This window comes from Streptomyces actinomycinicus, from assembly GCF_016741775.1.
Classification (GTDB): Bacteria; Actinomycetota; Actinomycetes; order Streptomycetales; family Streptomycetaceae; genus Streptomyces; species Streptomyces actinomycinicus.
Genome location: NZ_JAERRK010000004.1, coordinates 521,540 through 543,856, shown reverse-complemented (window position 1 = coordinate 543,856; position 22,317 = coordinate 521,540). Strand labels below are relative to the sequence as shown.

General features: G+C 73.0%; 21 protein-coding genes. 9 read left to right on the top strand and 12 right to left on the bottom strand.

Going from position 1 to position 22,317, the window contains the following annotated elements; all coding sequences use genetic code 11:
- Both JK359_RS11830 and JK359_RS11825 read right to left on the bottom strand, forming a co-directional pair.
- On the bottom strand, positions 1 to 640 hold a 640-nt coding region (locus tag JK359_RS11830), incomplete at its 3' end, for a maltotransferase domain-containing protein (RefSeq protein ID WP_201834668.1).
- 109 nt (positions 641 to 749) lie between these two features.
- Positions 750 to 1,049: a DUF5133 domain-containing protein gene (locus JK359_RS11825; protein WP_201834666.1), complete on the bottom strand. Its 300-nt coding sequence runs from the start codon at positions 1,047 to 1,049 to the stop codon at positions 750 to 752.
- A gap of 304 nt (positions 1,050 to 1,353) precedes the next feature.
- Here JK359_RS11825 and JK359_RS11820 point away from each other — a divergent pair, with 304 nt between their 5' ends.
- Both JK359_RS11820 and glgX read left to right on the top strand, forming a co-directional pair.
- Positions 1,354 to 1,866, top strand: a complete 513-nt coding sequence (locus tag JK359_RS11820) for a pep a2 (RefSeq protein ID WP_201834664.1) — start codon at positions 1,354 to 1,356, stop codon at positions 1,864 to 1,866.
- Positions 1,863 to 4,007, top strand: coding sequence for a glycogen debranching protein GlgX (glgX, locus tag JK359_RS11815; RefSeq protein ID WP_201834662.1), 2,145 nt, complete (start codon positions 1,863 to 1,865; stop codon positions 4,005 to 4,007). Before JK359_RS11820 ends, glgX begins: the two co-directional genes overlap by 4 nt.
- Positions 4,008 to 4,328: 321 nt before the next feature.
- Here glgX and JK359_RS11810 read toward each other — a convergent pair whose 3' ends face one another.
- Positions 4,329 to 5,138: a VOC family protein gene (locus JK359_RS11810; protein WP_201834660.1), complete on the bottom strand. Its 810-nt coding sequence runs from the start codon at positions 5,136 to 5,138 to the stop codon at positions 4,329 to 4,331.
- A gap of 127 nt (positions 5,139 to 5,265) precedes the next feature.
- On the opposite strand from JK359_RS11810, the gene JK359_RS11805 reads away from it, so the two are divergent.
- A complete protein-coding gene (locus JK359_RS11805) occupies positions 5,266 to 5,580 on the top strand; it encodes an ANTAR domain-containing protein (protein ID WP_201834658.1) in 315 nt (104 codons plus the stop codon).
- Positions 5,581 to 5,671: 91 nt separating this feature from the next.
- On the opposite strand, the gene JK359_RS11800 is transcribed toward JK359_RS11805, so the two are convergent.
- Positions 5,672 to 6,463 carry an RNA polymerase sigma factor SigF gene (locus tag JK359_RS11800; protein ID WP_201834656.1) on the bottom strand — a complete coding sequence of 264 codons (792 nt, stop codon included), beginning with the start codon at positions 6,461 to 6,463 and terminating at the stop codon, positions 5,672 to 5,674.
- 424 nt (positions 6,464 to 6,887) lie between these two features.
- On the opposite strand from JK359_RS11800, the gene JK359_RS11795 reads away from it, so the two are divergent.
- The gene (locus tag JK359_RS11795; RefSeq protein ID WP_201834654.1) at positions 6,888 to 7,412 is read left to right on the top strand and encodes a hypothetical protein; all 525 of its coding nucleotides are present in this window, start codon (positions 6,888 to 6,890) and stop codon (positions 7,410 to 7,412) included.
- A gap of 122 nt (positions 7,413 to 7,534) precedes the next feature.
- Here the strand turns inward: JK359_RS11795 and hemC are convergent, their stop codons facing one another.
- From hemC to JK359_RS11755, 8 genes are all read right to left on the bottom strand, one after another.
- Entirely contained in the window at positions 7,535 to 8,470 is a 936-nt protein-coding gene (gene hemC, locus JK359_RS11790) for a hydroxymethylbilane synthase (RefSeq protein WP_201834652.1), read from the bottom strand.
- 40 nt (positions 8,471 to 8,510) lie between these two features.
- The gene (locus JK359_RS11785; protein WP_201834650.1) at positions 8,511 to 9,944 is read right to left on the bottom strand and encodes an aminobutyraldehyde dehydrogenase; all 1,434 of its coding nucleotides are present in this window, start codon (positions 9,942 to 9,944) and stop codon (positions 8,511 to 8,513) included.
- On the bottom strand, positions 9,937 to 11,256 hold the full coding sequence (locus tag JK359_RS11780; protein ID WP_201834648.1) for a flavin monoamine oxidase family protein: 1,320 nt from the start codon (positions 11,254 to 11,256) through the stop codon (positions 9,937 to 9,939). The genes JK359_RS11785 and JK359_RS11780 overlap by 8 nt, the downstream gene beginning before the upstream one ends.
- A gap of 28 nt (positions 11,257 to 11,284) precedes the next feature.
- On the bottom strand, positions 11,285 to 12,364 hold the full coding sequence (locus JK359_RS11775; RefSeq protein WP_201834646.1) for an ABC transporter ATP-binding protein: 1,080 nt from the start codon (positions 12,362 to 12,364) through the stop codon (positions 11,285 to 11,287).
- A 4-nt stretch (positions 12,365 to 12,368) separates the two neighbouring features.
- Positions 12,369 to 13,250 carry an ABC transporter permease gene (locus JK359_RS11770; RefSeq protein ID WP_201834644.1) on the bottom strand — a complete coding sequence of 294 codons (882 nt, stop codon included), beginning with the start codon at positions 13,248 to 13,250 and terminating at the stop codon, positions 12,369 to 12,371.
- Positions 13,247 to 14,146 (bottom strand): ABC transporter permease, encoded by a 900-nt coding sequence (locus tag JK359_RS11765; RefSeq protein WP_201834642.1) that lies wholly within the window; start codon positions 14,144 to 14,146, stop codon positions 13,247 to 13,249. Before JK359_RS11765 ends, JK359_RS11770 begins: the two co-directional genes overlap by 4 nt.
- Before the next feature lie 3 nt (positions 14,147 to 14,149).
- On the bottom strand, positions 14,150 to 15,277 hold the full coding sequence (locus tag JK359_RS11760) for a polyamine ABC transporter substrate-binding protein (RefSeq protein ID WP_201834640.1): 1,128 nt from the start codon (positions 15,275 to 15,277) through the stop codon (positions 14,150 to 14,152).
- A 198-nt stretch (positions 15,278 to 15,475) separates the two neighbouring features.
- Positions 15,476 to 16,723, bottom strand: coding sequence for an aromatic ring-hydroxylating oxygenase subunit alpha (locus JK359_RS11755; RefSeq protein WP_236677626.1), 1,248 nt, complete (start codon positions 16,721 to 16,723; stop codon positions 15,476 to 15,478).
- A gap of 345 nt (positions 16,724 to 17,068) precedes the next feature.
- Here JK359_RS11755 and JK359_RS11750 point away from each other — a divergent pair, with 345 nt between their 5' ends.
- From JK359_RS11750 to JK359_RS11730, 5 genes are read left to right on the top strand one after another with little or no spacing between them, the layout of a single operon-like run.
- On the top strand, positions 17,069 to 17,506 hold the full coding sequence (locus tag JK359_RS11750) for a hypothetical protein (RefSeq protein WP_201834638.1): 438 nt from the start codon (positions 17,069 to 17,071) through the stop codon (positions 17,504 to 17,506).
- On the top strand, positions 17,503 to 18,774 hold the full coding sequence (locus JK359_RS11745) for an NADH-ubiquinone oxidoreductase-F iron-sulfur binding region domain-containing protein (protein WP_201834636.1): 1,272 nt from the start codon (positions 17,503 to 17,505) through the stop codon (positions 18,772 to 18,774). The genes JK359_RS11750 and JK359_RS11745 overlap by 4 nt, the downstream gene beginning before the upstream one ends.
- A 51-nt stretch (positions 18,775 to 18,825) precedes the next feature.
- Entirely contained in the window at positions 18,826 to 19,017 is a 192-nt protein-coding gene (locus JK359_RS11740) for a ferredoxin (RefSeq protein ID WP_201834634.1), read from the top strand.
- 1 nt (position 19,018) lies between these two features.
- Positions 19,019 to 21,073, top strand: coding sequence for an acetate--CoA ligase family protein (locus JK359_RS11735; protein ID WP_201834632.1), 2,055 nt, complete (start codon positions 19,019 to 19,021; stop codon positions 21,071 to 21,073).
- A 40-nt stretch (positions 21,074 to 21,113) separates the two neighbouring features.
- Positions 21,114 to 22,286 (top strand): acyl-CoA dehydrogenase family protein, encoded by a 1,173-nt coding sequence (locus JK359_RS11730; protein ID WP_201834630.1) that lies wholly within the window; start codon positions 21,114 to 21,116, stop codon positions 22,284 to 22,286.
- The last annotated feature ends 31 nt before the right edge of the window (positions 22,287 to 22,317 follow it).

Here is a 22,317-nt window from a genome sequence, read left to right as displayed (position 1 = left end):
TGGTGCCCTCCGAGCGGGGGAAGAACTCGTACCACGAGCCGTACAGGGCCCGTTCGCGCTCCACCAGCAACGGCATCGGATCGGAGGCGGTGACCAGCTCCCGCAGCGGGTGGCGGGCCAGGACCGCCTCCACCTCCGGCGACAGAGCGACCTTCAGCCGGTCGTGCACGGACAGCGAGTCGTCGCCGAGCGTGTGCGCCGCCGTCAGGACCAGGTTCCGCTCGGGGCCCTTGGGCACTCCGGCGGCCGCCCGCCCGTACAACTCGGCGCCCTCCTCCAGCACCAGGCCGGTGTCGATGCCGGCCGGCACCTTCACGGACGCGGTGTGCCGCCAGGTCGCCAGCGGATGGCTCCAGGCCTCCACCCGGAAGGTCCAGCGGCCCGTCAGGCCGGGAGTGACGTCCGCGCCCCAGCGGTCGGTACCCGGGGCGAGTTCCCGCATCGGGGTCCAGGGGCCGCGGCGGCCCTTCGGATCGCGCAGGACCACGTTCGCGCCCACGGCGTCGTGCCCTTCACGGAACACGGTGGCCGTGACCTGGAAGGTCTCCCCGGTCACTGCCTTCGCCGGGCGCCTGCCGCACTCCACGGCCGGCCGGACGTCGCGTACCGGTACACGGCCGATGGCCGGGGTCCTGCGCATGTAACTCACCTCCGCCGTGCGCGGAGCCGGGCACCCGGCCCGGCTCCGCGATCCGAGACGGACCGACTGCTCGTCGGACCCGTGGGGGAACGCCTTGTACGGTGCCAGCTCAGGGGCTTGGCGCCGTGGAACGCCGCTCCGACGGCGGCGCTCTTCTGGCCGCGCGGCGCGGCTGCGGTCGTCCGTCCTGCTCGCGCAGGTACGTGACCAGACTGGTGCGCAGATAGCGTTCCGCGGCTTCCGCGGCCTCGCGGGCGCAGCGTTTGCCCATCAGCACGCACAGCGTGTACCCCGAGTCCTCGAAGGTGGCCCGGACCGTGCGGTCGTACGGCGAGGCGAGCATCACTCGCTCCCACGCCCGGTAACGCCGCAACTGCCGGGCCACTTCGGCCTTGGCGGGTAGCAGCATGGCCCTCTTCACCTTCCACGCTCTCGACTGGGCGCGTTCCCGACGGTCGGGTGGTGTCCGCGCAGGGGAGGGCGCGGCACCGTTACGGCGATCGAGGCTTTCACTTATGGTGCACGCGCGACGACACAGCGTCTTGTTGGATCTTCAACCATTGCGGGGAGCCGGGTGCTCGTGTTGCACGAATGGCCTAGTGCCGTCACCGTGGAGGTGACTCTGAAGCGATCTGCGCTCACGCTATGTGTCCGGGATCCCTCCCGGAAGGGGCGAGGGGAGCGAGAGCTTCGCCGGTGAGGAGCAAGCGACGATGAAGACCGCAGTGCCCTGCTACTACCACCTGGACGTGGAAGTCAGCCCGGAACGGGTGGGACAGGTCAGCCGCATCCTGGCCGCCCATCTCCGCTACTGGGACCTCGAGAACCTCGCGGACCCCGTCTGCCGCGGCGCGGAGCTGCTGTTGCGGGCGATCGACGAGCACGCGACGGACAAGCACACCTCGATCGAGATGTGGTGGAACGGCCAGCACCTCATCACCGCCTTCGGCGACGACGACCCGGATCTGCGCCCGGACCAGGACCTGCGGTCCTGCCTGGCGGACATCGCGGCCATGAGCGACGGCTGGGGCTGCTGCGCCTCCGACACCGGCAGCAAGATCATCTGGTTCTCGCAGCGCGCCCGCGCCGGCGAGCGCGTCCCGCTGGTGCCCACCGCTCCCGAGCCCACGCTGAGCACGGGCCTGAGGGTGCCACGGGAGGAACGGGTCGCTGTGCTGACGGCGCCGGTGCCCGCCGGGGACGAAGCCCTGGAGGGCAGCCGGTGACCGCCCGCAAGTCGCGCAAAGGGGTGCCCGTGTGGAGCGGGCACCCCTACCCGTTGGGTGCCGCCTTCGACGGGCAGGGCACCAACTTCGCCCTCTTCAGCGAGGTCGCCGAGCGCGTCGACCTGATCCTGGTCGACGACTCCGGCACCGAGACCCCCGTCCGGCTGCACGAGGTCGACGGCTTCGTGTGGCACGCCTACCTGCCCGGCGTCGGCCCCGGGCAGCGCTACGGCTACCGGGTGCACGGCCCCTGGCAGCCGTCCTTCGGCCACCGGTGCAACGCGGCGAAGCTGCTGCTCGACCCGTACGCCCGCGCCGTCGACGGCCAGATGGACAACCACCCGTCCCTCTACGAGCGTGCCCCCGACGGGCCCGCCCCGGCCGACAGCGCGGGCCACTCCATGCTGGGCGTGGTCACCGACCCCTACTTCGACTGGGGCGACGACCGTCCGCCCCGGACGCCGTACGCGGCCTCGGTGATCTACGAGGCCCATGTCCGCGGCCTCACCCGCACCCACCCGGACGTCCCCGAAGGGCTGCGCGGCACCTACGCCGCCCTGGCGCACCCGGCCGTGACCGAGCACCTCACCTCCCTCGGCGTGACCGCGGTGGAGCTGATGCCGGTGCACCAGTTCGTCCAGGACGGCGTGCTGCAGGACCGCGGCCTGTCCAACTACTGGGGCTACAACACCATCGGTTTCTTCGCCCCGCACAACGCCTACGCCGCCTTCGGCTCCCGCGGCCAGCAGGTCAACGAGTTCAAGGCGATGGTCAAGGCGCTGCACGCGGCCGGGCTCGAAGTCATCCTCGACGTGGTCTACAACCACACCGCCGAGGGCAACGAGATGGGCCCGACGCTGTCCTTCCGGGGTATCGACAACGCCTCGTACTACCGCCTGGTCGACGGCGACTGGGGGCACTACTACGACACCACCGGCACCGGCAACAGCCTGCTGATGCGGCACCCCTACGTGCTCCAGCTGATCATGGACTCGCTGCGGTACTGGGTGACCGAGATGCACGTCGACGGCTTCCGCTTCGACCTCGCGGCCACCCTGGCCCGGCAGTTCCACGAGGTGGACCGGCTCTCGGCGTTCTTCGACCTGATCCAGCAGGACCCCGTGATCAGCCGCGTCAAGCTCATCGCCGAACCGTGGGACGTGGGCGAGGGCGGCTACCAGGTGGGCAACTTCCCGCCGCTGTGGTCGGAGTGGAACGGCAAGTACCGGGACGCCGTACGGGACTTCTGGCGGGCCGAGCCCGGTTCGCTCGGCGAGTTCGCCTCCCGGCTCACCGGCTCCTCCGACCTGTACCAGCACAGCCGGCGCCGGCCGCGCGCGAGCGTCAACTTCGTGACCGCGCACGACGGGTTCACGCTGCGGGACCTGGTGTCGTACAACGACAAGCACAACGAGGACAACGGCGAGGACAACCGGGACGGCGAGAGCCACAACCGGTCCTGGAACTGCGGCGTCGAGGGGGACACCGACGACCCGGCCGTCCTCGAACTGCGCGCCCGGCAGCAGCGCAACCTGCTGGCCACGCTGCTGCTCTCGCAGGGCATCCCGATGCTCTGCCACGGTGACGAACTCGGCCGCACCCAGCGCGGCAACAACAACGCCTACTGCCAGGACAACGAGATCTCCTGGATCGACTGGGACCTGACCGACGAGCAGCGCGGCCTCGCCGACTTCACCCGGCGCCTGATCGCCCTGCGCGCCGCGCACCCGGTGCTGCGCCGGCGCCGCTTCTTCCGCGGTGAGACCGCCACCCGCGCCCGCCAGCCGTTGCCCGACCTGATGTGGCTGCGTCCCGACGGCCGCGAGATGGCCGACCGGGACTGGCAGCGCGACGACGCGCACTCGGTCGGCGTCTTCCTCAACGGCGACGCCATCGCCGAGCGCGACCCGTACGGCCGCCGCATGACCGACGACTCCTTCCTGCTCCTCGTCAACGGCTACTGGGAGCCCGTCGCCTTCCGGCTCCCCGGCGACTCCTTCGGCGAGCGCTGGACCACCCTCATCGACACCGCCGACCCCGACGGTGTCCCGGACGAACGCGAACGCAAGGCCGCCACGAAGCTCCGCGTGGACTCCCGCAGCCTCATCCTCCTCTCCCGCCCCTCACAAACCACCCCCTGACCCCACCCCCAGGCAGCGCGGGGACCCGCGCGACAAGCCACGACGGCCCGGCGGGCCCTGCACGGCGGGCACACCCCCAGGGGCGCGGGGAACTGCGCGACAGGCCACATCGGACCCGCGGCCGTGCACGGCGGTCCCACCCCTCAGGGGCGCGGGGAACTGCGCGACAAGCCACCACGGACCCGCGGCCGTGCACGGCGGTCCCACCCCTCAGGGGGCGCGGGGAACTGCGCGACAGGCCACAACGGACCCGCGGCCATGCACGGCGGGCACACCCCCGTCGGCTAGCACACCCCCGCCGGTCGGCACACCCCCGTCGGCTCACCGAGCGGAGCGCGACGTCACGGTGAACTGCGCCCCGTCCGCATCCCGCAAGATCGCCTCGGTCTCCCCCTCGCTCAGCACGCTGCCCCCGTGCTTCTCCGCCGCCCGCGCACAGTCCGTCACGTCGGCCACCGCGAAGTGGATCTGCCAGTGCGGCCGTACCGAGGGGTCGGGAGCCGCCTCCACCGCGCCCGAGTCGATCCGCGCCACCACGTCACCGCGACTGCGCAGCACCACCTCGCCACCCTCGTACTCGACCTCGCAGCACCCCGGCTGCCCGGACGCCCAGCCCAGGATCTCGCCGTAGAAGATCGCGGCGTCGAAGGCGTCCCGGGTGTGCAGCCGGACGAACGTCGGCGCCGCCTGCCGCCACGCCTCCCAGTTGGACACCAGCTCGCCCTGCCAGATCCCGAACGTCGCCCCGTCCCGGTCCGCGAGCAGCGCCGCCCGGCCGGGCGGGAAGGACAGCGGGCCGACCGCCGCCGTACCGCCGCGCTCCCGGGCCCGGGCCACGGCCACGTCCGCGTCCGGCACGGCGAAGTACGGCGTCCAGGCCACCGCCATCTGCCACATGGACGCCACCGCGGCGATCCCGGCCACCGGCACCCCGTTCGCCAGGGCGATGCGGAAGTGCTCGCCCAGCTTGGCGCCGCGCCAGCGCCAGCCGAGGACGGCCGCGTAGAAGTCCTGGGTGGCCTGGAGATCGCGGCTGGTGAGACTCACCCAGCACGGCGCGCCGAAGACGGAGTGGGTGGACATGACGGGCTTCCTGCGAGGTCCGCCGCCGGCGGGGGTGTCGTTGCTCATTGCGGTCGCGTCCTGCTCTCGGGGCCGGGCGGCCACCGGTCTGGCACCAGTGTCCAACCGGAAGGGGGTGGGGTGCCTGTCGAGTACCCCGGGTGGCAGGGGTCCAGCCCCCTGCCACCATGGAGGGATGGGAGACAGTGAGCCGGACCGCGTCGCCGAGCTCGAGGCGCAGGTCGACCAGTTGAAAGAGGCCGTGACCTCGCACGCGGTGGTCGATCAGGCGATCGGCATGATCGTCGCCCTGGGCCGGGTCACCCCGGACGAGGGCTGGCAGGTCCTGCGGGAGGTCTCGCAGCACACCAACATCAAGGTGCGCAACGTCGCGGAGCTGATCCTGATCTGGGGCCGGCGCGGTGACATCCCGGCGGACCTGCGCGCCGAGCTGGAGGCCACCCTGGACCGCTACGGGCCGGCCCAGGTGCCGGGGGCCGAGGAACCGTAGACCGGCGGGCCGCGAGGGGCCGCGACGGCGGCGCCGGGGGAGACGTGGCCGTAGGGGTCTGCCGGTCCGTACCGGTCCCGGGGAGGCGCGGTCAGCGGGCCTCCGCCAGCAGTTCCTCGCGCAGCCGGTCGAAGCAGCCGCTGAGCAGCCGCGACACGTGCATCTGCGAGATGCCGAGCTGCTCGGCGATCCTGCTCTGTGTCATGCCCCGGAAGAACCGCAGATAGAGGATGGTGCGTTCGCGCTCGGGCAGCGCCGCGAGGCAGGGCGTGACCGCGACCCGGTCGACCACCAGGTCGTAACCCGGGTCCGGGCTGCCGAGGGAGTCACCGAGGGCGTAGCCGTCCGTGCCGGCCACCTCGGCGTCCAGTGAGAGGGCGGAGAAGCACTCCAGTGCCTCCATGCCGGTGCGCACCTCGTCCTCGGAGAGCCGGGTGTACGCGGCGATCTCGGCCACGGTGGGTGCCCGGCCCGAGGTGGTCTGTGCCAGTTCCTTCGTGGCGGAGCGGACCCGGTTGCGCAGGTCCTGCACCCGGCGGGGGACGTGCAGGGTCCACATGTGGTCGCGGAAGTGGCGCTTGATCTCGCCGGTGATGGTGGGGACCGCGTACGCCTCGAACGCGCGGCCCCGGGACGGGTCGTAGTGGTCGACGGCCTTGACCAGGCCCAGCGCCGCGACCTGGTACAGGTCCTCCAGGGCTTCGCCACGGCCGCGGAAGCGTACGGCGATCCGCTCGGCCATGGGCAGCCAGAGCCGGACCAGATCGTCCCTGAGCGCCTGGCGCTCGGGACCGTCGGGCAGCTTCGCCAGCCGCTCGAATGACTCACCCGTGTCCGGGGCGTCGTCGTGAGGGTGGGGCTTGGTGCTGCCGCTGACAGGCATGGCGCACCTCTCTCAGCAGGTGCTGGATGGACAGACACCGTGGGAGGTGCGCTCGGACCATGAATGGACACCGGGGCTTCCGGCAGTGCCGGTCCCACGGACGTGCCTCCTGTCCGAAGCACATCTCTGCTCTTTCCCTCTGATGGACATCTCAAAACAAATCAGTACAAACAGGTCGCCTTCCTGATCTTTCCCGGAGCCGGTGACCCCCATCGGTGACACGGCCCGCTGATCTTGTGCCGGGACGTGATGTGCGGCACGCGCGCGTACCGGTCCGGAACGCGCCGTGAACGGATTCTTCCTGGGCAGCGCTTTGATCGCCGATCAAAGCGGGCGAATCCCCTGGCCACAGCGCATTCTGCTCATTTGACAGTGCACTCGGCACACAGATAGACAGCAGCTCTCGAAGGTCGAGAGGGGCACTGTGTACGAGCCGAACGTGGTCGGTGACTGGCAGGAGTACGAAGAGCATGCCGGTCTGCGGGTCCGCGTCCACCGCCTGGAGGCGGCCGAGCCGCCGCGCGGCCGGGACGACGCCGCCGCCGGTCTGACGTACTTCAGTGTCCGGGTGACCGTCGAGAACCGCGGCGCGCGGCACTACGGCATCCACCTGGAGGACGGCCAGCTCGACGTCCGGGTCGGCCCGGACGGCGAGGGCGCCTTCATCGACTGGCGCAACTCGCAGTTCATCGAGGGCTTCGACGTCTACCCGCTGCGCCGGGCCACCGCCGTGCTCTACGCCGCCGCACCCGAGGCCGCCCTGACGCACGTGGACGTGCAGGTGCAGCTGCGGGTGGACGAGGAGTGGGCCGACCGCCGGCTGTGGGCGGGCGGCATCGGCGTCCTGGAGTCGACCGCCACGGCGGCGCCCGCGGGCACCGGGCAGGGCGGCGTGGCCCACCAGGTCAGCGCCTTCCTGCGGGACCAGACGGAGCCGGGCACCGCCTGAGCCGGACAGCGCAGGCCCACCGCGCGTGGGCCGGGGCCGGACGCCGAACCGCGCTCAGTGGCCGACGCCGTACGGGGCCGGCGGGGTGCCGTACGGGACACAGCGCGGGGTGCCGTGCCCGCTCAGTGCGGGATGCCGTCGATGATCTCCCGCGCGCCCTGCCGGAGCAGGGCCACCGCGACCGAGGTCCCGAGCGTGGCCGGGTCGAGCGGGCCCGCCCACTCGTGGGCGTTCAGCCGGGTCTTGCCGTCCGGGGTGAACACACAGGCCCGCAGGGACAGTTCCCCGCTGCGGTCCACGCGCGCGTACCCGGCGATGGGGCTGTTGCAGTGCCCCTGCAGCACGTGCAGGAACATCCGCTCGGCCGTCGCCTCCCGGTGGGTGGCCGTGTCACCGAGCCCGCTCACGGCGTCGATCAGCCCGGTGTCGCCCTCCCGGCACTGCAGGGCCAGGATGCCCGCGCCGATCGGCGGCATCATCGTCTCGGCCGACAGCACCTCGCTGATCACGTCCGTCCGGCCGATCCGCTCCAGACCCGACACCGCCAGCAGCAGCGCGTCCGCCTCCCCGGCGGCCAGCTTCTCCAGCCTGCGGTTGGCGTTGCCGCGGAACGGCACGCACTCCAGCTGTGGATGCGTGGCCGCCAGCTGGGCGACCCGGCGTACCGACGAGGTGCCGATCCGGGTGCCGGCCGGCAGCTCGTCCAGGGTCAGCCCGCCCGGGTGCACCAGTGCGTCCCGGATGTCGTCCCGCTTCAGGAACGCGGCGAACACCGTCCCGGCGGGCAGCGGACGGTCGGCGGGCACGTCCTTGACGCAGTGCACCGCGAGGTCCGCCTCGCCGGCCAGCAGGGCCGCGTCCACCTCCTTGGTGAACGCCCCCTTGCCCTCGACCGCGGACAGATCACCCATCCACTTGTCACCGGTCGTCTTCACCGGCACGACCTCGGTGCGCACACCCGGGTGCAGTACGGCCAACTCGGTGCGGACCCGCTCGACCTGGGCCAACGCCATGGGCGAGTCGCGGGAGACGATTCGGATCAGTTCCGGCACAGACATGGGGACACGATAGACCCTGGAACACAGCGCTCCGGACCGGTCACAGCATGACGTGCTTGACCTGGGTGTAGTCGAGCAGGCCGGTGAGCGAGAGGTCGCTGCCGTAACCGGAGTGCCGTACGCCCCCGTGCGGCATCTCCGACACCGTGGTGCCGTGGGTGTTGACCCAGACGATGCCGGTGTGCAGCGCCCGGCTGGCGCGCATCGCCCGGTCGTGGTCCCGGGTCCAGACGCTCGCGGCGAGCCCCTGGGGAACGCCGTTCGCCAGGCGCAGCGCCTCGGCCTCGTCGGCGAAGGGCTGGACGGTGACGACCGGCCCGAACACCTCGCTGCGCACGATCTCGTCCTCCTGTCGCACCCCGGCGACGACGGTGGCCCGGTGGAAGAAACCGGGGCCGTCCGCGGCGGCCCCACCCGTGACGATCTCGGCGCGGTCCGGCAGACGGTCCAGCATCCCGCGCACGGCTGCCAGTTGGGCGGCGTGGGCCAGGGGGCCGAAGTCGGTGTCCGGGTCGTCGGGGGAGCCCGGCCGCAGCCGCCCGGCCCGGTCGGCGAACGCGGCGACGAAGGTGTCGTGGATCCGCCGGTGCACCAGGATCCTGGTGGCCGCGGTGCAGTCCTGGCCGGCGTTGTAGAAGGCCAGGGACGACAACTGCGCCACCGCGTCGTCCAGGTCCGCGTCCTCGTGGACCAGCACCGGCGCGTTCCCGCCGAGTTCGAGGTGGAGCCGTTTGAGGTCGGCTGCCGCCGCCGCGGCGATCTCCTGCCCGGCGCGGACGCTTCCGGTGACGGCCACCAGCCGGATCCCGGGGTGGGCCACCAGCAGGCGGCCGGTGCCGCGGTCGCCGCACACGACGTTCAGCACGCCCGGCGGCAGGTGCTCGGCGGCCAGCCGGGCCAGGAGCGCGGCGGAGGCGGGTGTGGTGTCGGACGGCTTCAGCACGACGGTGTTGCCGGCGGCCAGCGCGGGGGCGACCTTCCACACCGCCATCATCAGCGGATAGTTCCACGGCGTGATCTGCGCGCAGACACCGACCGGTTCACGGCGCAGCAGGGAGGTGCGGCCCGGGGTGTACTCGGCCGCGGCAGCGCCCGGCAGACTGCGGGCGGCCCCGGCGAAGTACCGCAGGACGTCGGCGATCGCGGGCAGTTCGTCCGCCAGGAACAGGGCGCGTGGCTTGCCGGTGTCGGTGACCTCCGCGGCCGCCAGGTCGCCGGCGTTCCGCTCCAGCGCGTCGGCGATCCGCAGCAGCGCGCACTGGCGTTGCTGCGGGGTGGTCGCCGACCAGGGGGCGAAGGCGTCCTCGGCGGCCCGCTGGGCCGCGTCCACGTCCTCGGCGCCGGAGAGCGGTGCGGTGCCGTGGACGCGGCCGGTGGCCGGATCGACCAGGGGCAGGGTGGCGCCGGAGGCGGCCGGTACGTCCTTGCCGCCGATGTGGTTCAGGACGGTCGTCGTGAGAGCGGTGTCAGCCACGGCGCAGGGCCTCCTCGGCGGCGGCGCGGCCGGTGCGGACGGCGCCTTCCATGTAGCCGGCGACCCACTGGTCGGAGCCGCAGACGTAGAACGGGGGCTCGTGGGTGCCGTGCAGCGGGCCGACCGCCGTCACCTCGCCCGGCGGCCACTGGGTGACGTAGCCCTGGGTCCACGGGTCGGTGCCCCACAGACGCAGATGGCAGGCGAGCGGCCGGTGGGCCTCGTCGCCGAACACGGCCGCCATCTCGGCGAGCAGCTCGGGCGTGCGCAGGTGGGCCGGGGTGCCCAGGAGCACGCCGTAGCGCTCGGGCGGTACCAGCGCGGACAGGACGCCCTCGCTCTGCGGCCAGGTGCTGCCCAGCACCCCCTCGGCCTCGGACAGGCCGTTCAGGCCGGCCGCACGCCAGAAGGGACGGTCGTAGACGGCGGCGAACTTGGCGGCGAGGGCCTGGCGCTGGCGGTGCAGGGAGGCGATCCGGGCCTCGCTGACGCCGGTGACGGACACCGACCGCAGCGGCCCGACGGGCAGCGCACTGACCACGGCGGCCGCCGTGACGACCTCACCGGTGGCCAGGCGCACCGAGCAGCGGCCGGGCCGTACGTCGACGGCGGCGACGGGCGAACCCAGGCGGATGCGCGGCTCCAGCGCACGGCCCATCACCTCGGCGAGGGTCGCCGAGCCCTCGGCGAGCCGCAGGCCCTCCCAGTCCTCGTAGTCGTAGTCGCCCGAGCCGGCACCCGGTACCGCCGCGCTCTTGCGCAGCGCGGCCAGCAGCGAGATCCGCTCGTACGAGCCGCCGGCCAGGGCCAGTTGGCCGATGTCCCACAGGCGTACGACGGCGGGGGAGGCGTGCCGGGAGCGCAGCCAGCCGGCGACGGACAGCCGGTCCAGGGCGGCGGCCTCCGGGTGCGACCAGGGGTCGTCCGGGTCGACGCTGGCGGCCAGGGCGGTGAACTCGGCCCCGAGGCGCTGGTGTTCGGCCGCGTCGCCGGGGCCGAACCAGTGCGGGGGGTCGCCGGCCGAGCACCCTTCCGGGGTGGCGCGGGAGATGCGGCCCGGCTCCTCCACGTAGCTCGGGACCAGTTTCAGGCCCAGCTCCTCGGCGAGTTGCAGGTAGGCGGTGTGGCCGCGGCCCACCACCTCGCCGCCGAGCTGGACGGTACGGCCGTCCGGTGTGCGGGTCTGTTCGACCCGGCCGCCGACGCGGTCCCGGGCCTCCAGGACGAGTACGTCGGTGCCGGCGGCGGCCAGGTCCCGGGCGGCGGCGAGCCCGGCCAGTCCGGCGCCGAGCACGATCACGTCGTGATGCATCAGCTTCGCTCTCCTCGATCGGGCGCGGTCAGGCCAGGACCAGGCAGTGCTCGGGCCGCCAGCCGAACTCGACGGTCTCGCCGCCGCTCCAGCGGTCCTCCATGCGCGCGCGGGCCGTGTTCTGCTCCAGCACCGACAGCGTCACGCCGGGGGCGATCTCGATCAGGTAGGTGGTGGTCGGGCCGCTGTAGACGGTCTCGCGGATCACGCCGCTGAGCACCGGCATCCCCGGTTCGAAGTCGGACAGCCAGATCTTCTCGGGGCGTACCGAGACGCTGACGGCGGTGCCGTCCGTGATGCCGGTCCGCCGGCCGACCGGCAGGGCGGGGCCCTGGTCGAGGGCGACCTCACCGTCGCGGTAGGTGCCCGTCATCAGGTTGGAGGTGCCCATGAAGGAGGCGACGAAGTTGCTGGCCGGGTGCTCGTAGATGTCCTCGGGCGTGCCGCACTGCTCGACCCGGCCCGCGTTCATCACGGCGATCCGGTCGGACATGGTGAGTGCCTCGTCCTGGTCGTGGGTGACGAAGACGAAGGTGATGCCGACCTCGCGCTGGATCTGCTTCAGCTCCACCTGCATCTGCCGGCGCAGTTTCAGGTCGAGGGCGGCCAGCGGTTCGTCGAGCAGGAGCACGGCCGGGCGGTTGACGAGGGCGCGGGCCAGGGCGACGCGCTGGCGCTGGCCGCCGGAGAGGGTGCGGGGCTTACGGTCGGCGAGGCCGCCGAGCTGGACCAGTTCCAGCATCTCGCCGACGCGCCGGCGGATCTCGGTCCGCTCCACGCCCTTGCGCTTGAGGCCGAAGGCGATGTTGTCGGCGATGCTCAGGTGGTCGAACAGGGCGTAGCTCTGGAAGACGGTGTTGACGTTGCGCTTGTCGGGCGGCAGCCCGGTCACGTCCTCGCCGGCGAGCAGCACCGAGCCCTCGGTGGGGTCGGTGAACCCGCCGATCATGCGCAGCGAGGTGGTCTTGCCGCAGCCGGAGGGACCCAGCAGCGAGAAGAAGTGGCCGGCCTCGATGTCGAGGTCCAGGTCGTGGACGGCGTAGGAGCCGGCGAACTGCTTGCAGACGCCGTCGAGCCGGACGGCCGGGATCGCGTCGGTCGCGTCCATGGGGTCACTCTCCGGAGAGGATGTCGAGGCCACCGCGGCGGCCGAAGAGGCGCGGGATGAACAGCGCCAGGGCGATCAGGCAGATGGAGCCGGCGAGCATCAGGGTGCCGACGGCGTTGATGGTGGGCTGCACACCGAAGCGGATCGCCGAGTAGATCCGCACCGACAGCGGCTGGGGGTCGACGCCGGTGGTGAAGTAGGCGAGGACGAAGTCGTCGAAGACGAGCGCGAAGACCAGCACGGCGGCGGCGAGCACGGCGGGCAGCAGCGCCGGCAGGGTGACCAGGCGCAGGGCCTGCCAGCGGGTGGCACCGAGGTCCATCGCGGCCTCCTCCACCTCGGGGTTCAGCGCGGCGACCCGGGAGCGGAGGATCACCGTGACGTAGGAGATGGAGAAGGTGATCTCCGAGAGCATGACGGTGCCGGTGGACAGGGCCACGCCCAGGCCCTTGAACAGCAGCATCGAGGCGACGCCGGTGACGATCTCCGGGGTGATCAGCGGCACGAGCATCACCAGGCCGGCGAGCGAGCCGAGCCGGGTGCGGCAGCGCACCAGGCCCAGCGCGAGGGCCCCGCCGAGGACGACGGAACCGGCCGTCGCCACCAGGGAGATGCGCAGACTGGTGCCGAGGGAGGACAGGAGCACGTCGTCGTGGGCGAAGGCGTGGTACCAGCGCAGGCTGAACCCGCCGAACACGGTCAGGGACTTCCTGGAGTTGAAGGAGAACAGCGCCACGACGCCGATGGGCAGGTAGAGCAGTGCGAAGAAGACCGCCGTGACGGCCATCAGGACGCGGGGCCTGCGGTCGGCGCGGCCGCGCCGCCTGCGGGGCCGCACGGCGGGCCGGGCGGGAGCGGTGGCCGAGGGAGGACGCAGCAGGGTCATCGTCGGGCCTCCGCCTCGTCCTTGCGGGTGCGCCGCAGGTAGCCGAACATCCCGATCAGCAGCACGAGCATGAGCAGCATCGTGAGCGCGGAGCCCAGCGGCCAGTTCTGGCCCTGGAAGAACTTGTCCTGGATGAGGTTGCCGATCATGATCTGGTCCGGTCCTCCCATGAGCTGCGCACTGACGAAGTCGCCCATCGCGGGCAGGAAGACCAGGACGAGACCGGCCGCCGCGCCCTGCCGGGTGGCGGGCAGTGTGACGAACAGGAACGTGCGCACCGGGCCGCCGTACAGATCACGGCCGGCCTCGATGAGGGAGACGTCCAGCCGTTCCAGGGCCGCGTACAAGGGGATGATCATGAAGACGACGAAGCCGTAGACGAGTCCGGCGACCACGCCGGGCCCGGTGTTGAGGATCTTGGTGTCGCCGTCGGCGAGGCCGATCGCGCGCAGGGCGCGGAGCACGGGCCCGTCGTCGGACAGGACCACCGACCAGCCGTACATGCGAACCAGGTAGTTGGCGAAGAACGGCACCACGATCGCGGCGATCAGCGCGTTCTTGTACCGGCCGCCGTACAGGGCGATGGTGTACGCCACCGGGTAGGCGATCAGCAGGCAGATGAGGCAGGTGAGCAGGGCGTAGCCGAGGGAGCGGGCCAGGACCTCGGTGTAGGCGGGGTCGGTGAGGGCGCGGACGCCGGCGAGGTCGAAGCCGAAGCGGGGGTTGCCGAGTTCGTCGGTGGTGCCGACGGCGAGGACGGCGACGAGGACCAGCGAGGCGATCAGGAACCCGGTCATCCACAGTGTGCCGGGCAGCATGAACCAGGCCCACATGCGGCTGCCGTCGGCGCCGGCTCCGTGCCGCCGGGTTCGGGAGGAGGGGCGGAGCAGTGCCATGTCTCAGCCCGCCTTCACATGGGTCCAGGCGGAGTCGCGGGCGTCCTCCGCCGCGCGGCCGCCGTTGCGGAAGAACAGGTCGGCCTTCAGGTCGTCCGCGGTGACCAGGCACTCGGGGAAGGGCTCGACGAGATCGGCGTAGACCTTCTCGGAGCCGGCCACCGGCATCGGGTAGCCGATGTACTCGATGTTCTTCTTCACGTTCTCCGGCCGGAGCATGTAGTCGATGAAGAGCATCGCGGTGCCGGGGTGCGGGGCGTTCCAGGGGATGGCGTAGCAGTCGGAGTTGATCGGCGTGCCCTCCTTCGGTGCCTGGAAGCCGAACACGGAGGGGTCGTCGGCCTGGTTGAGCATGGCGGCCATGTCACCGCTCCAGGCCTGGGTGATGAGGGCGTTGCCGTTGAGCAGGTTGTTGTAGCTGTCGCTGGAGAAGCCGCGCAGCCGGGGCCGCAGGGTGCTCAGCAAGGCGGTGATGCGGCCGAGTTCACCGGTGTCGCCGGTGCTGACGGGCAGGCCGAGCTCCAGGGCGCCCATGCCGAGGACCTCGTCGCGGTCGTCCAGCAGGAACACCTTGCCGCGGGCCTTGTCGCTCCACAGGTCCTTCCAGGAGCCGGTCAGCTCACCGATCCTGTCGCGGCGCCAGCCGATGCCGGTCTTGTACGCGGTGAAGGGGACGGTGTGCGCGGACCCGGGGTCGTACCAGGGGTCGGCGAAGTAGCTGTACGTCCCGAAGACCGCGGGCGAGTTGGTGAGCTGGGAGTGGTCGATGCGGCGCAGCCGGCCGCCGCGGACCAGGCGCTGGGCCCATTTGGCGGTGGGGAAGACGATGTCGTAGCGGTTGCCGGCGTTGAGCTTGGCGACCATGCCCTCCATCGAGTCGAAGTTCGACTGGATGACCTTGACGCCGTACTCCTTCTCGAATCCGCGGAAGACGGAGGGGTCGACGTAGTCGGCCCAGTTGAAGTAGACGAGGTCTCCGTCGACGCGGGCCCGGACGGGGGCGAGGGCCTTGGCGTCGGGTCTGGCGGCGGGCATGAAGCCGCAGCCGGCGGCGGTGGCGCCCAGCAGGCCGCCGGCGCCGGCCCGGAGGAGGGCACGGCGGGACGGCGGGGTGGGTGGAGCGGGGGACATGGAGCGTCCTCTCCGTCGAGGAACGGCACAAGTCCAGGGCGGACCGGCTGGTCGGCTCGCTGCGGGCCCTGACTCCGCAGTGATGGCCGGTCTGGGGAGGATGCGAACGCGGTCAGCGGGGGAGGGATAAGCCCGGCGGAACGGGCGCCGGGCGGCGCGAGGGGCGCGGCACGGGACGGCGGTGTGGCCCGGCGGCCGTCACCGGGCGGTCCCCGTCAGGCCGTCCCGGGCGGATGCCCCCGGGTCTTGCCCGGCGCTCCCCCTCGAGCCGTCACCGGCCCGCCCTTCCAGGTCGTCCCGGACCCGGCGGGCGAACCAGCCGACGGCGGCCTCGCGGTTCGACAGCGGTCCGGGCTCGAAGCCGGGCGTGGACAGGCCGGCCTGGACGCGTTCCACCAGCTCGGCGTCCTCGTCGTTGGTGACCCAGCCGATGTGGATGTTCAGCCGGCGGGCCAGCCGGGTACGGACGCTCTCCCCGTGCTTCGTGTAGAACGCGCCGGGGATCGCCGCCCGGTCCTGGGCGGTGGGCAGGGCGGTCCACGCGAGCACGTGGTCAGGGTAGAAGTCGATGAGCGTGTTCGGATAGATCACGGCGTACCGCCATACCCGCCGGTCCGCCTCGGTCAGCCCCGGCATCGGGGTGGCCAGGCGCTGGTAGAGCCGCTCGGTCCAGTTCGAGGACGGTTTGTCGCGCAGCGGCGATTCGAACAGGACGTAGTTCTCCTGCACGTCGACGGTGTACGCCTGGTAGTCCAGCAGTCGCATCAGCGCCGGGTGGGCCACGGGGACGTGGTAGCCCTCCAGGTAGTTGTCGACGATCACCTTCCAGTTGGCGTTCTGCTCCTCGCCGCCGGCCAGGTCGTGGATGCGGTACTTGCCGACGGGCACGAGTCCGGGCCCGGCGTAGCGGCCGACGGCCTCGGCGAGGCCCTTGCAGGACTCGGCGAGGGGCGTCGCCTCCAGGTCGAGGTTGACGAAGACGAAGCCCAGGAAGGACTCGACGTTCACCGGGTGCAGTCCGAGCCGCGGCTTGTCGAGGCAGGGGATCCGGCGCGCCTCGGGTGCGCCGACCAGCCGGCCGTCCAGCTTGTAGGTCCAGCCGTGGTACGGGCAGCGGATCGCCTTGCCGGCCGGTTCCGGGCCGGTGACCAGGCGGGTGCCGCGGTGGCGGCAGACGTTCAGGTGGGCGGCCAATCCGCCGTCCTCGGTCCGGACGACCAGGACCTCCCGGTCGGCGACCCTGGCGGCCAGGCGTGCGCCCGGCCCGGGCAGGTCGGACTCGTGGCAGACGAGCTGCCAGGACCTGGTGAAGATGTGCGCGGTCTCGGCCTCCGCGACGGCCGGATCGGTGTAGTAGCGCGCGGGCAGCGCTTCCCCGGGGTGCTCGGGGGGCGGCTGCGGCGGGGCTGCGGGCGGGGCGCCGGCCCCGGTGGTCGTGGGGTGCATGAAGTCCTCCTCCGCGCCGCGGCGGCGGCGATGGGCGGTGAGGCTGCGGGCGGGACGGCAGCGCCACAGGGACCGCCGACCGGCTGACTAATTGGTTAGTCAGAGTGCGGCCGGTGCAGGGCCAAGTCAAGACTTGTGGGCTGACTAATTAGTTAGTTAGTCTCGGTGACAGGTCGGACGCGCCGGCTCCAGCAGAGGGCTGTCCGGGCGCTTCCCGTGATCGCGGCCCCGTCCGCCGCCCCGCTCCCCTCGGCCCCACCGGCACCGGAGCACCTCCCTTTCCCGCCATCGCCGCGCCGCACCGTTCCCCGCAAGCACGGGAACGGTGCGCTCCCGGAGGCACGCATGAGCGTTCGCCGAAGTCTGCTCTGGCTCGGTCTCACCCCCGAGCCCGAACAGGAGCTGCCCGCAGCGGTGGCCGCCCTGCGGGCCTCCGCGGGCGACCACCCGCTGCCGTACCTCCTCGCCGCCGAGCGACGCCGCGTCGAGCGGCTGGTGCTGCGCGGCACACAGCGCGGCTGGCTGAGCTACCTCGGCGAGGTCACCGCCCTGATCGTGGCCGCCGCGGCGGGCCCCGCGCCCGCCGACCCGCGGCCGGCCCTGATCGCCGGCGAGGTCGTCCTGGAACACCACCGCATGCTGATCGGCCTCCCCGGGACCGGCTACGCCCGCACCGCCCCGCAGCGCAGGGACCTGGAACGAGCCCTGTCCCGCCTGCGGTCCCGCACCGGCGCCCGCCCCCTCGGCCTCTCCGGACACCCCGACCCCAGGAGCACCGCATGACCGGCGTCTTCTCCCTCCTCCCCGAAGGACGGCCCGGCCTTCTCGACCCGCTGCTGTCCGGCGCCTGGCTGTCCGGCGGAAGCGAGGACGTCCCCCGCTACCTGGCCGCGGGCGGCTACGCCGCGCTCCCGGCCCCGGACCGGCTGCTCGAGCGGATCGCCGCCGCGGGCCTGCGCGGCCGTGGCGGGGCCGGCTTCCCCGCCGCGGTCAAGCTGCGAGCCGTCCGCGACGCCCCCGGCCGGGCCGTCGTCGTCGCCAACGGGGAGGAGGGCGAGCCCGGCTCCGTGAAGGACCGCTGGCTGCTGCGTCACCGCCCGCACCTCGTCCTGGACGGCATGCGGCTGGCCGCGGCCATCACCCGCGCCGACCGGGGCTGCGTCTACCTCTCCGACGCCCCCGCCGAGCGGGCCGTGCGCCGGGCCCTCGCCGAGCGGCCCGCCGAGCTGCCCGTCGACGTCGTACGGGTGCGGCACACATACGTCGCGGGGGAGGAGACCGCCGTCGTACGGCGCATCGACGGAGGCCCGGCGCTGCCCGGCGCGAAGCCCCCGCGCCCCTTCGAGAGCGGCGTCGGCGGCGCCCCCACCCTCGTCGCCAACGTCGAGACGCTGGCCCGCATCGCGCTGGTGCACACGCGCCCCGAGGCCGCGGACGCCGCCGCCGGAGCACATCTGGTGACCCTCTCGGGCACGGCCCGTGCCGGCACCGCCGCAGGCTCGTCCGCGCTGGCCGAGGTGCCCGTCGGCACCCGTCTGAAGGTCCTCGCCGACCTCACCGGGCACGGCGGGGCGGAGTCGGTGCTGCTGGGCGGTCTGTTCGGCGGCCTGCACGGCCGAGGCTGGCCGGACCTGCCCCTCGACCACGACCGGCTGCGCGAGGCCGGCGGCGCCCTCGGCTGCGGCGCGCTGCACTTCCTGCACCCGGAGGACTGCCCGGTCGCCGTGGCCGCCGAGGCCGCCGCCTACCTGGCCGCGCAGAGCGCCCGGCAGTGCGGGGTGTGCGTCTCCGGCACCGGCGCCCTGGCCGGCGCCCTCGGCGCCGTCGCCGGAGGCCGGGCGGACGCCGACACACCCGACCGGCTGCACCGCTGGTCGCAGCGGCTGCCCGGACGCGGGGCCTGCGGACTGCTCGACGCCGCCGCCCGCATCGCCGGCACCCTGCTCGCCCACTTCCCCGAGCGCGTCGACGGTCACCGCGCCGCCGCCTGCCCCGCCTGCGCGGGCCCGGCACCCGAGGACGGACGCCGGTTCACGGTCCCGGTGCCCTGAACCGCGTCCCGGCCCCCCTCCCCGACTCCCGCCGCACCGAAAGGACCGCCCGTGAAACTCCTGCTGGACGCCACCCGCTGCCAGGGCTACGGCCTGTGCCAGGAACCCGCGCCCGAGTTGATCGACCTCGACGAGTGGGGCTACGCGCAGACGCGCGCGACCGAAGTCCCGCCCGGCGGCGAGGAAGCCGCCGCTGCCGCCGTCAGTGCCTGCCCCAACTCCGCGCTGCGGCTGGTGAAGTGACATGGGACGCGAACTGTCGGCGCTCTTCGACCCCGTCTCCGTCGCCGTCGTCGGCGCCAGCGACGACCCGGCCAAGTACGGCCATGCCATCGCCGCGCAGGCCGTCCGCGCGAACGGCCGCCGCCCGCTGCACCTGGTCAACCGCCGCGGCGGCACGGTGCTCGGCCGCACCACAGCCCCCAGCCTGTCCGCGATCGGCGAGCCCGTCGACCTGGCGGTGATCTCCGTGCCCGCCGCCGGCTTCGAGGACGCCGTCGACGAGGCCCTGCGCTGCGGGGCCCGCGCGATCGTCGCGATCACCGCCGGGTTCGCCGAGACCGGTGACGCCGGCCGCGTCCGCCAGCAGGCGGTCGCCGAACGGGTCCGGGCCGCCGGTGCCGTCATGGTGGGCCCCAACTGCCTGGGCATCGCCGACAACACCACCGACCTCTTCCTCGCCTCCGACTCCTTCACCCCCGGCGGAGTCGCCCTGCTCAGCCAGAGCGGCAACCTCGCCCTCGAACTCCAGCTCCGCTTCGCCCCGCACGGCCTCGGCTTCTCCCGGTTCGTGTCACTGGGCAACCAGGCCGACGTCACCCTCGTGGACCTCCTCGCGGACTGTGCCCGGCACCAGGGCACCCGCGCGATCGCCGTCTACGCCGAGGACTTCGGAGACGGACGCGCCTTCGCCGAGGCCGCCGCGAGCGCGGGCAAGCCGGTGGTGCTGCTGACCGCGGGACGCGGTGACGCCTCCGCGCGCAGCGCCCAGTCGCACACCGGCGCGCTCACCACCTCCGCCGACGTGGTCGGCGCGGCCTGCCGGGACGCCGGCGTGGAGCTGGTCGCCAGTCCCCGCGAACTCACCGTCGTACTCGCCGCCCTGAACGGCGGACGGCGCTCGTCCGGCCGGCGGGTGGCCGTGCTCACCGACGGCGGCGGGCACGGGGTCGTGGCCGCCGACGCCGTCGAGGCCGCCGGGCTGACCGTCCCCGAACTGCCGGCAGAGACCCGGGAGCGGCTGCGCGAGGTCCTGTGGGAGCAGTCGGCCGTCGCCAACCCGGTGGACCTGGCCGGCATGGGCGAGCAGGACCCCGGATCGTACGCCGCGACCGTCGCCGCGCTGCTGGCCGCCGAGGACACCGACGCCGTCCTGCTGACCGGCTACTTCGGCGGCTACGCGGCGGCCGACGGCGGCCTGGGCGGCGGCGGCACGGCACTGGCCGCCGGGGAGCAGGAGGCCGCGCGCCTGATCGCCGCCCGGCACCGGGCCACCGCCAGACCGCTCGTGGTGCAGTCGATGTACCCGGACTCACCCAGCTGCCACACCCTCAGGGCCGCCGGCATCCCGGTGTTCGACGCCACCGAGGACGCCGCCCGCGCCGTGGCCGCCACCGCGTCCGCCACCACCGGCACCGGCCTCACCCCCCTGCCCCGGCCGGCCCCTCCCCTGACCGCGACCGGCTACCTGGACACCCGCCGCGCCCTCGAAGCGGCCGGACTCCCGTTCCCCGCCGCCCGCGAGATCCACGACGAGAGCGGACTCCTCGCCGCCACCGAGGAGTTCACTGGGCCCTACGTCCTCAAGGCCCTGCACCTGCTGCACAAGTCCGACGCCGGCGGCGTGGCCCTGAACCTCGCCGGACCCGCCGAACTCCGCGCGGCCTTCCGGGAGATGCACGCCCGGCTCGGCGCGCCCGCCTACTCCGTGGAGGCCATGGCGGACCTGTCCGACGGCATCGAGCTGATCGTCGGCGTCAACCGCGACCCCCGGTTCGGGCCGGTGGCCATGGTGGGCTTCGGCGGGGTCCTGGCGGAGGCGCTGCACGACGTCGCCTTCGGCCTCGCCCCGGTGCCCGCCGGCCGCGCCGAGCGCCTGCTGCGCGGACTGCGCGCCGCCACCCTGCTGGACGGCGTACGCGGCAGACCGGCCGTCGACATCGCCGCCGCCGCGTCCGCCGTGGAGACGATCACCGCGTTCGCCGCCGCCCACCCCGAGATCGCCGAGATCGAGGTCAACCCCCTCCTCGTACGCCCCCGCGGGGTCCTCGCCCTGGACTCCCGCGCCGTACCCGCCTGACCGGCCCCGCACCCGCCGTACCCCGACCGAAGAGGCCCCCATGGACATGCGCTACACCCCCGAACAGGCCGACCTCAAGCGCCGCGCCGCCGCATACGCCCAGCTCCTCATGCGGTACGAGGACCAGTCCGAGCAGGCCGGAGGGCCCCTGCCCGCCCAGCTCGTCGCCGAACTGACCCGGGCCGCCATGGACGCCGGCGTCTACGCCATCAACATGCCCGCCGAGTGGGGCGGTGCCGGCCTGAGCCTGCTCGACCAGGTCATCGTCGAGGAGGAGTTCGGCAAGGTCACCAACTGCCTGTGGGACATCCCCTGGCGGCCCGCCAACGTGCTGGCGTACGGCGACGAGCGGCAGCGCGAGAAGTACCTGCTGCCCGTGCTGCGCGGGGAGAAGTTCGACGCGTTCGCCGTCACCGAACCCGGCGCCGGATCCGACCCCTCCTCCGGCACCTCGACCGCCACCCGGACCGACGGCGGCTGGCTGCTGAACGGCGAGAAGTGGTTCGTCACCTGCGGGGACGTCGCAGACTTCCTGCTGGTGCAGGCGGACGCCGGCCCCGAGCGGCTGCCCACCCTGTTCTTCGTCGACAAGGCCGCGCCCGGCGTCGAGATGACCCGCCTGCCCCGCTTCATGCACTCCGCGGTCAACGGGCACCCCGAATTCACCTTCACCGACGTCTTCGTGGCCGACGAGGACGTGCTCGGCGGCGTCGGCAACGGCTACGAGCTGACCAAGGAATGGTTCACCGACGAGCGCCTGATGATCGCGGCGCGTACGGTCGGCGCGGCCGAGCGCGCCCTGCGACTGGCCCGGGACTGGGCCGTGGAACGGGAGCAGTTCGGCGCGCCGATCGCCTCGTACCAGCTGGTCCAGGGCATGCTCGCCGACTGCGCCGTCGACATCGCGGTCAACCGTGCCTACACCCACCAGGTCGCCTGGGAGGCCGACCAGCCCGGCACCGACCGCAAGACGCTGCACGCCAAGGCCTCCACCGCCAAACTCGCCGCCAGCGAGGCCGCCGGCCGGGTCGCCGACCGCTGCCTGCAGATCTTCGGCGGCCGTGGTTACGACCGCACCTACCCCGTCGAGCGCATGTACCGCGAGCTGCGCGTGGACCGGATCTGGGAGGGCACCTCCGAGATCCAGCGGCTCATCATCGCCAACGAGCTGATCAAGCGCGGCACGCGCGCCCTCGCCCTGCCCACGCACTGAGATCCGGCCCCGCGACCCACCCGCCCCGAAC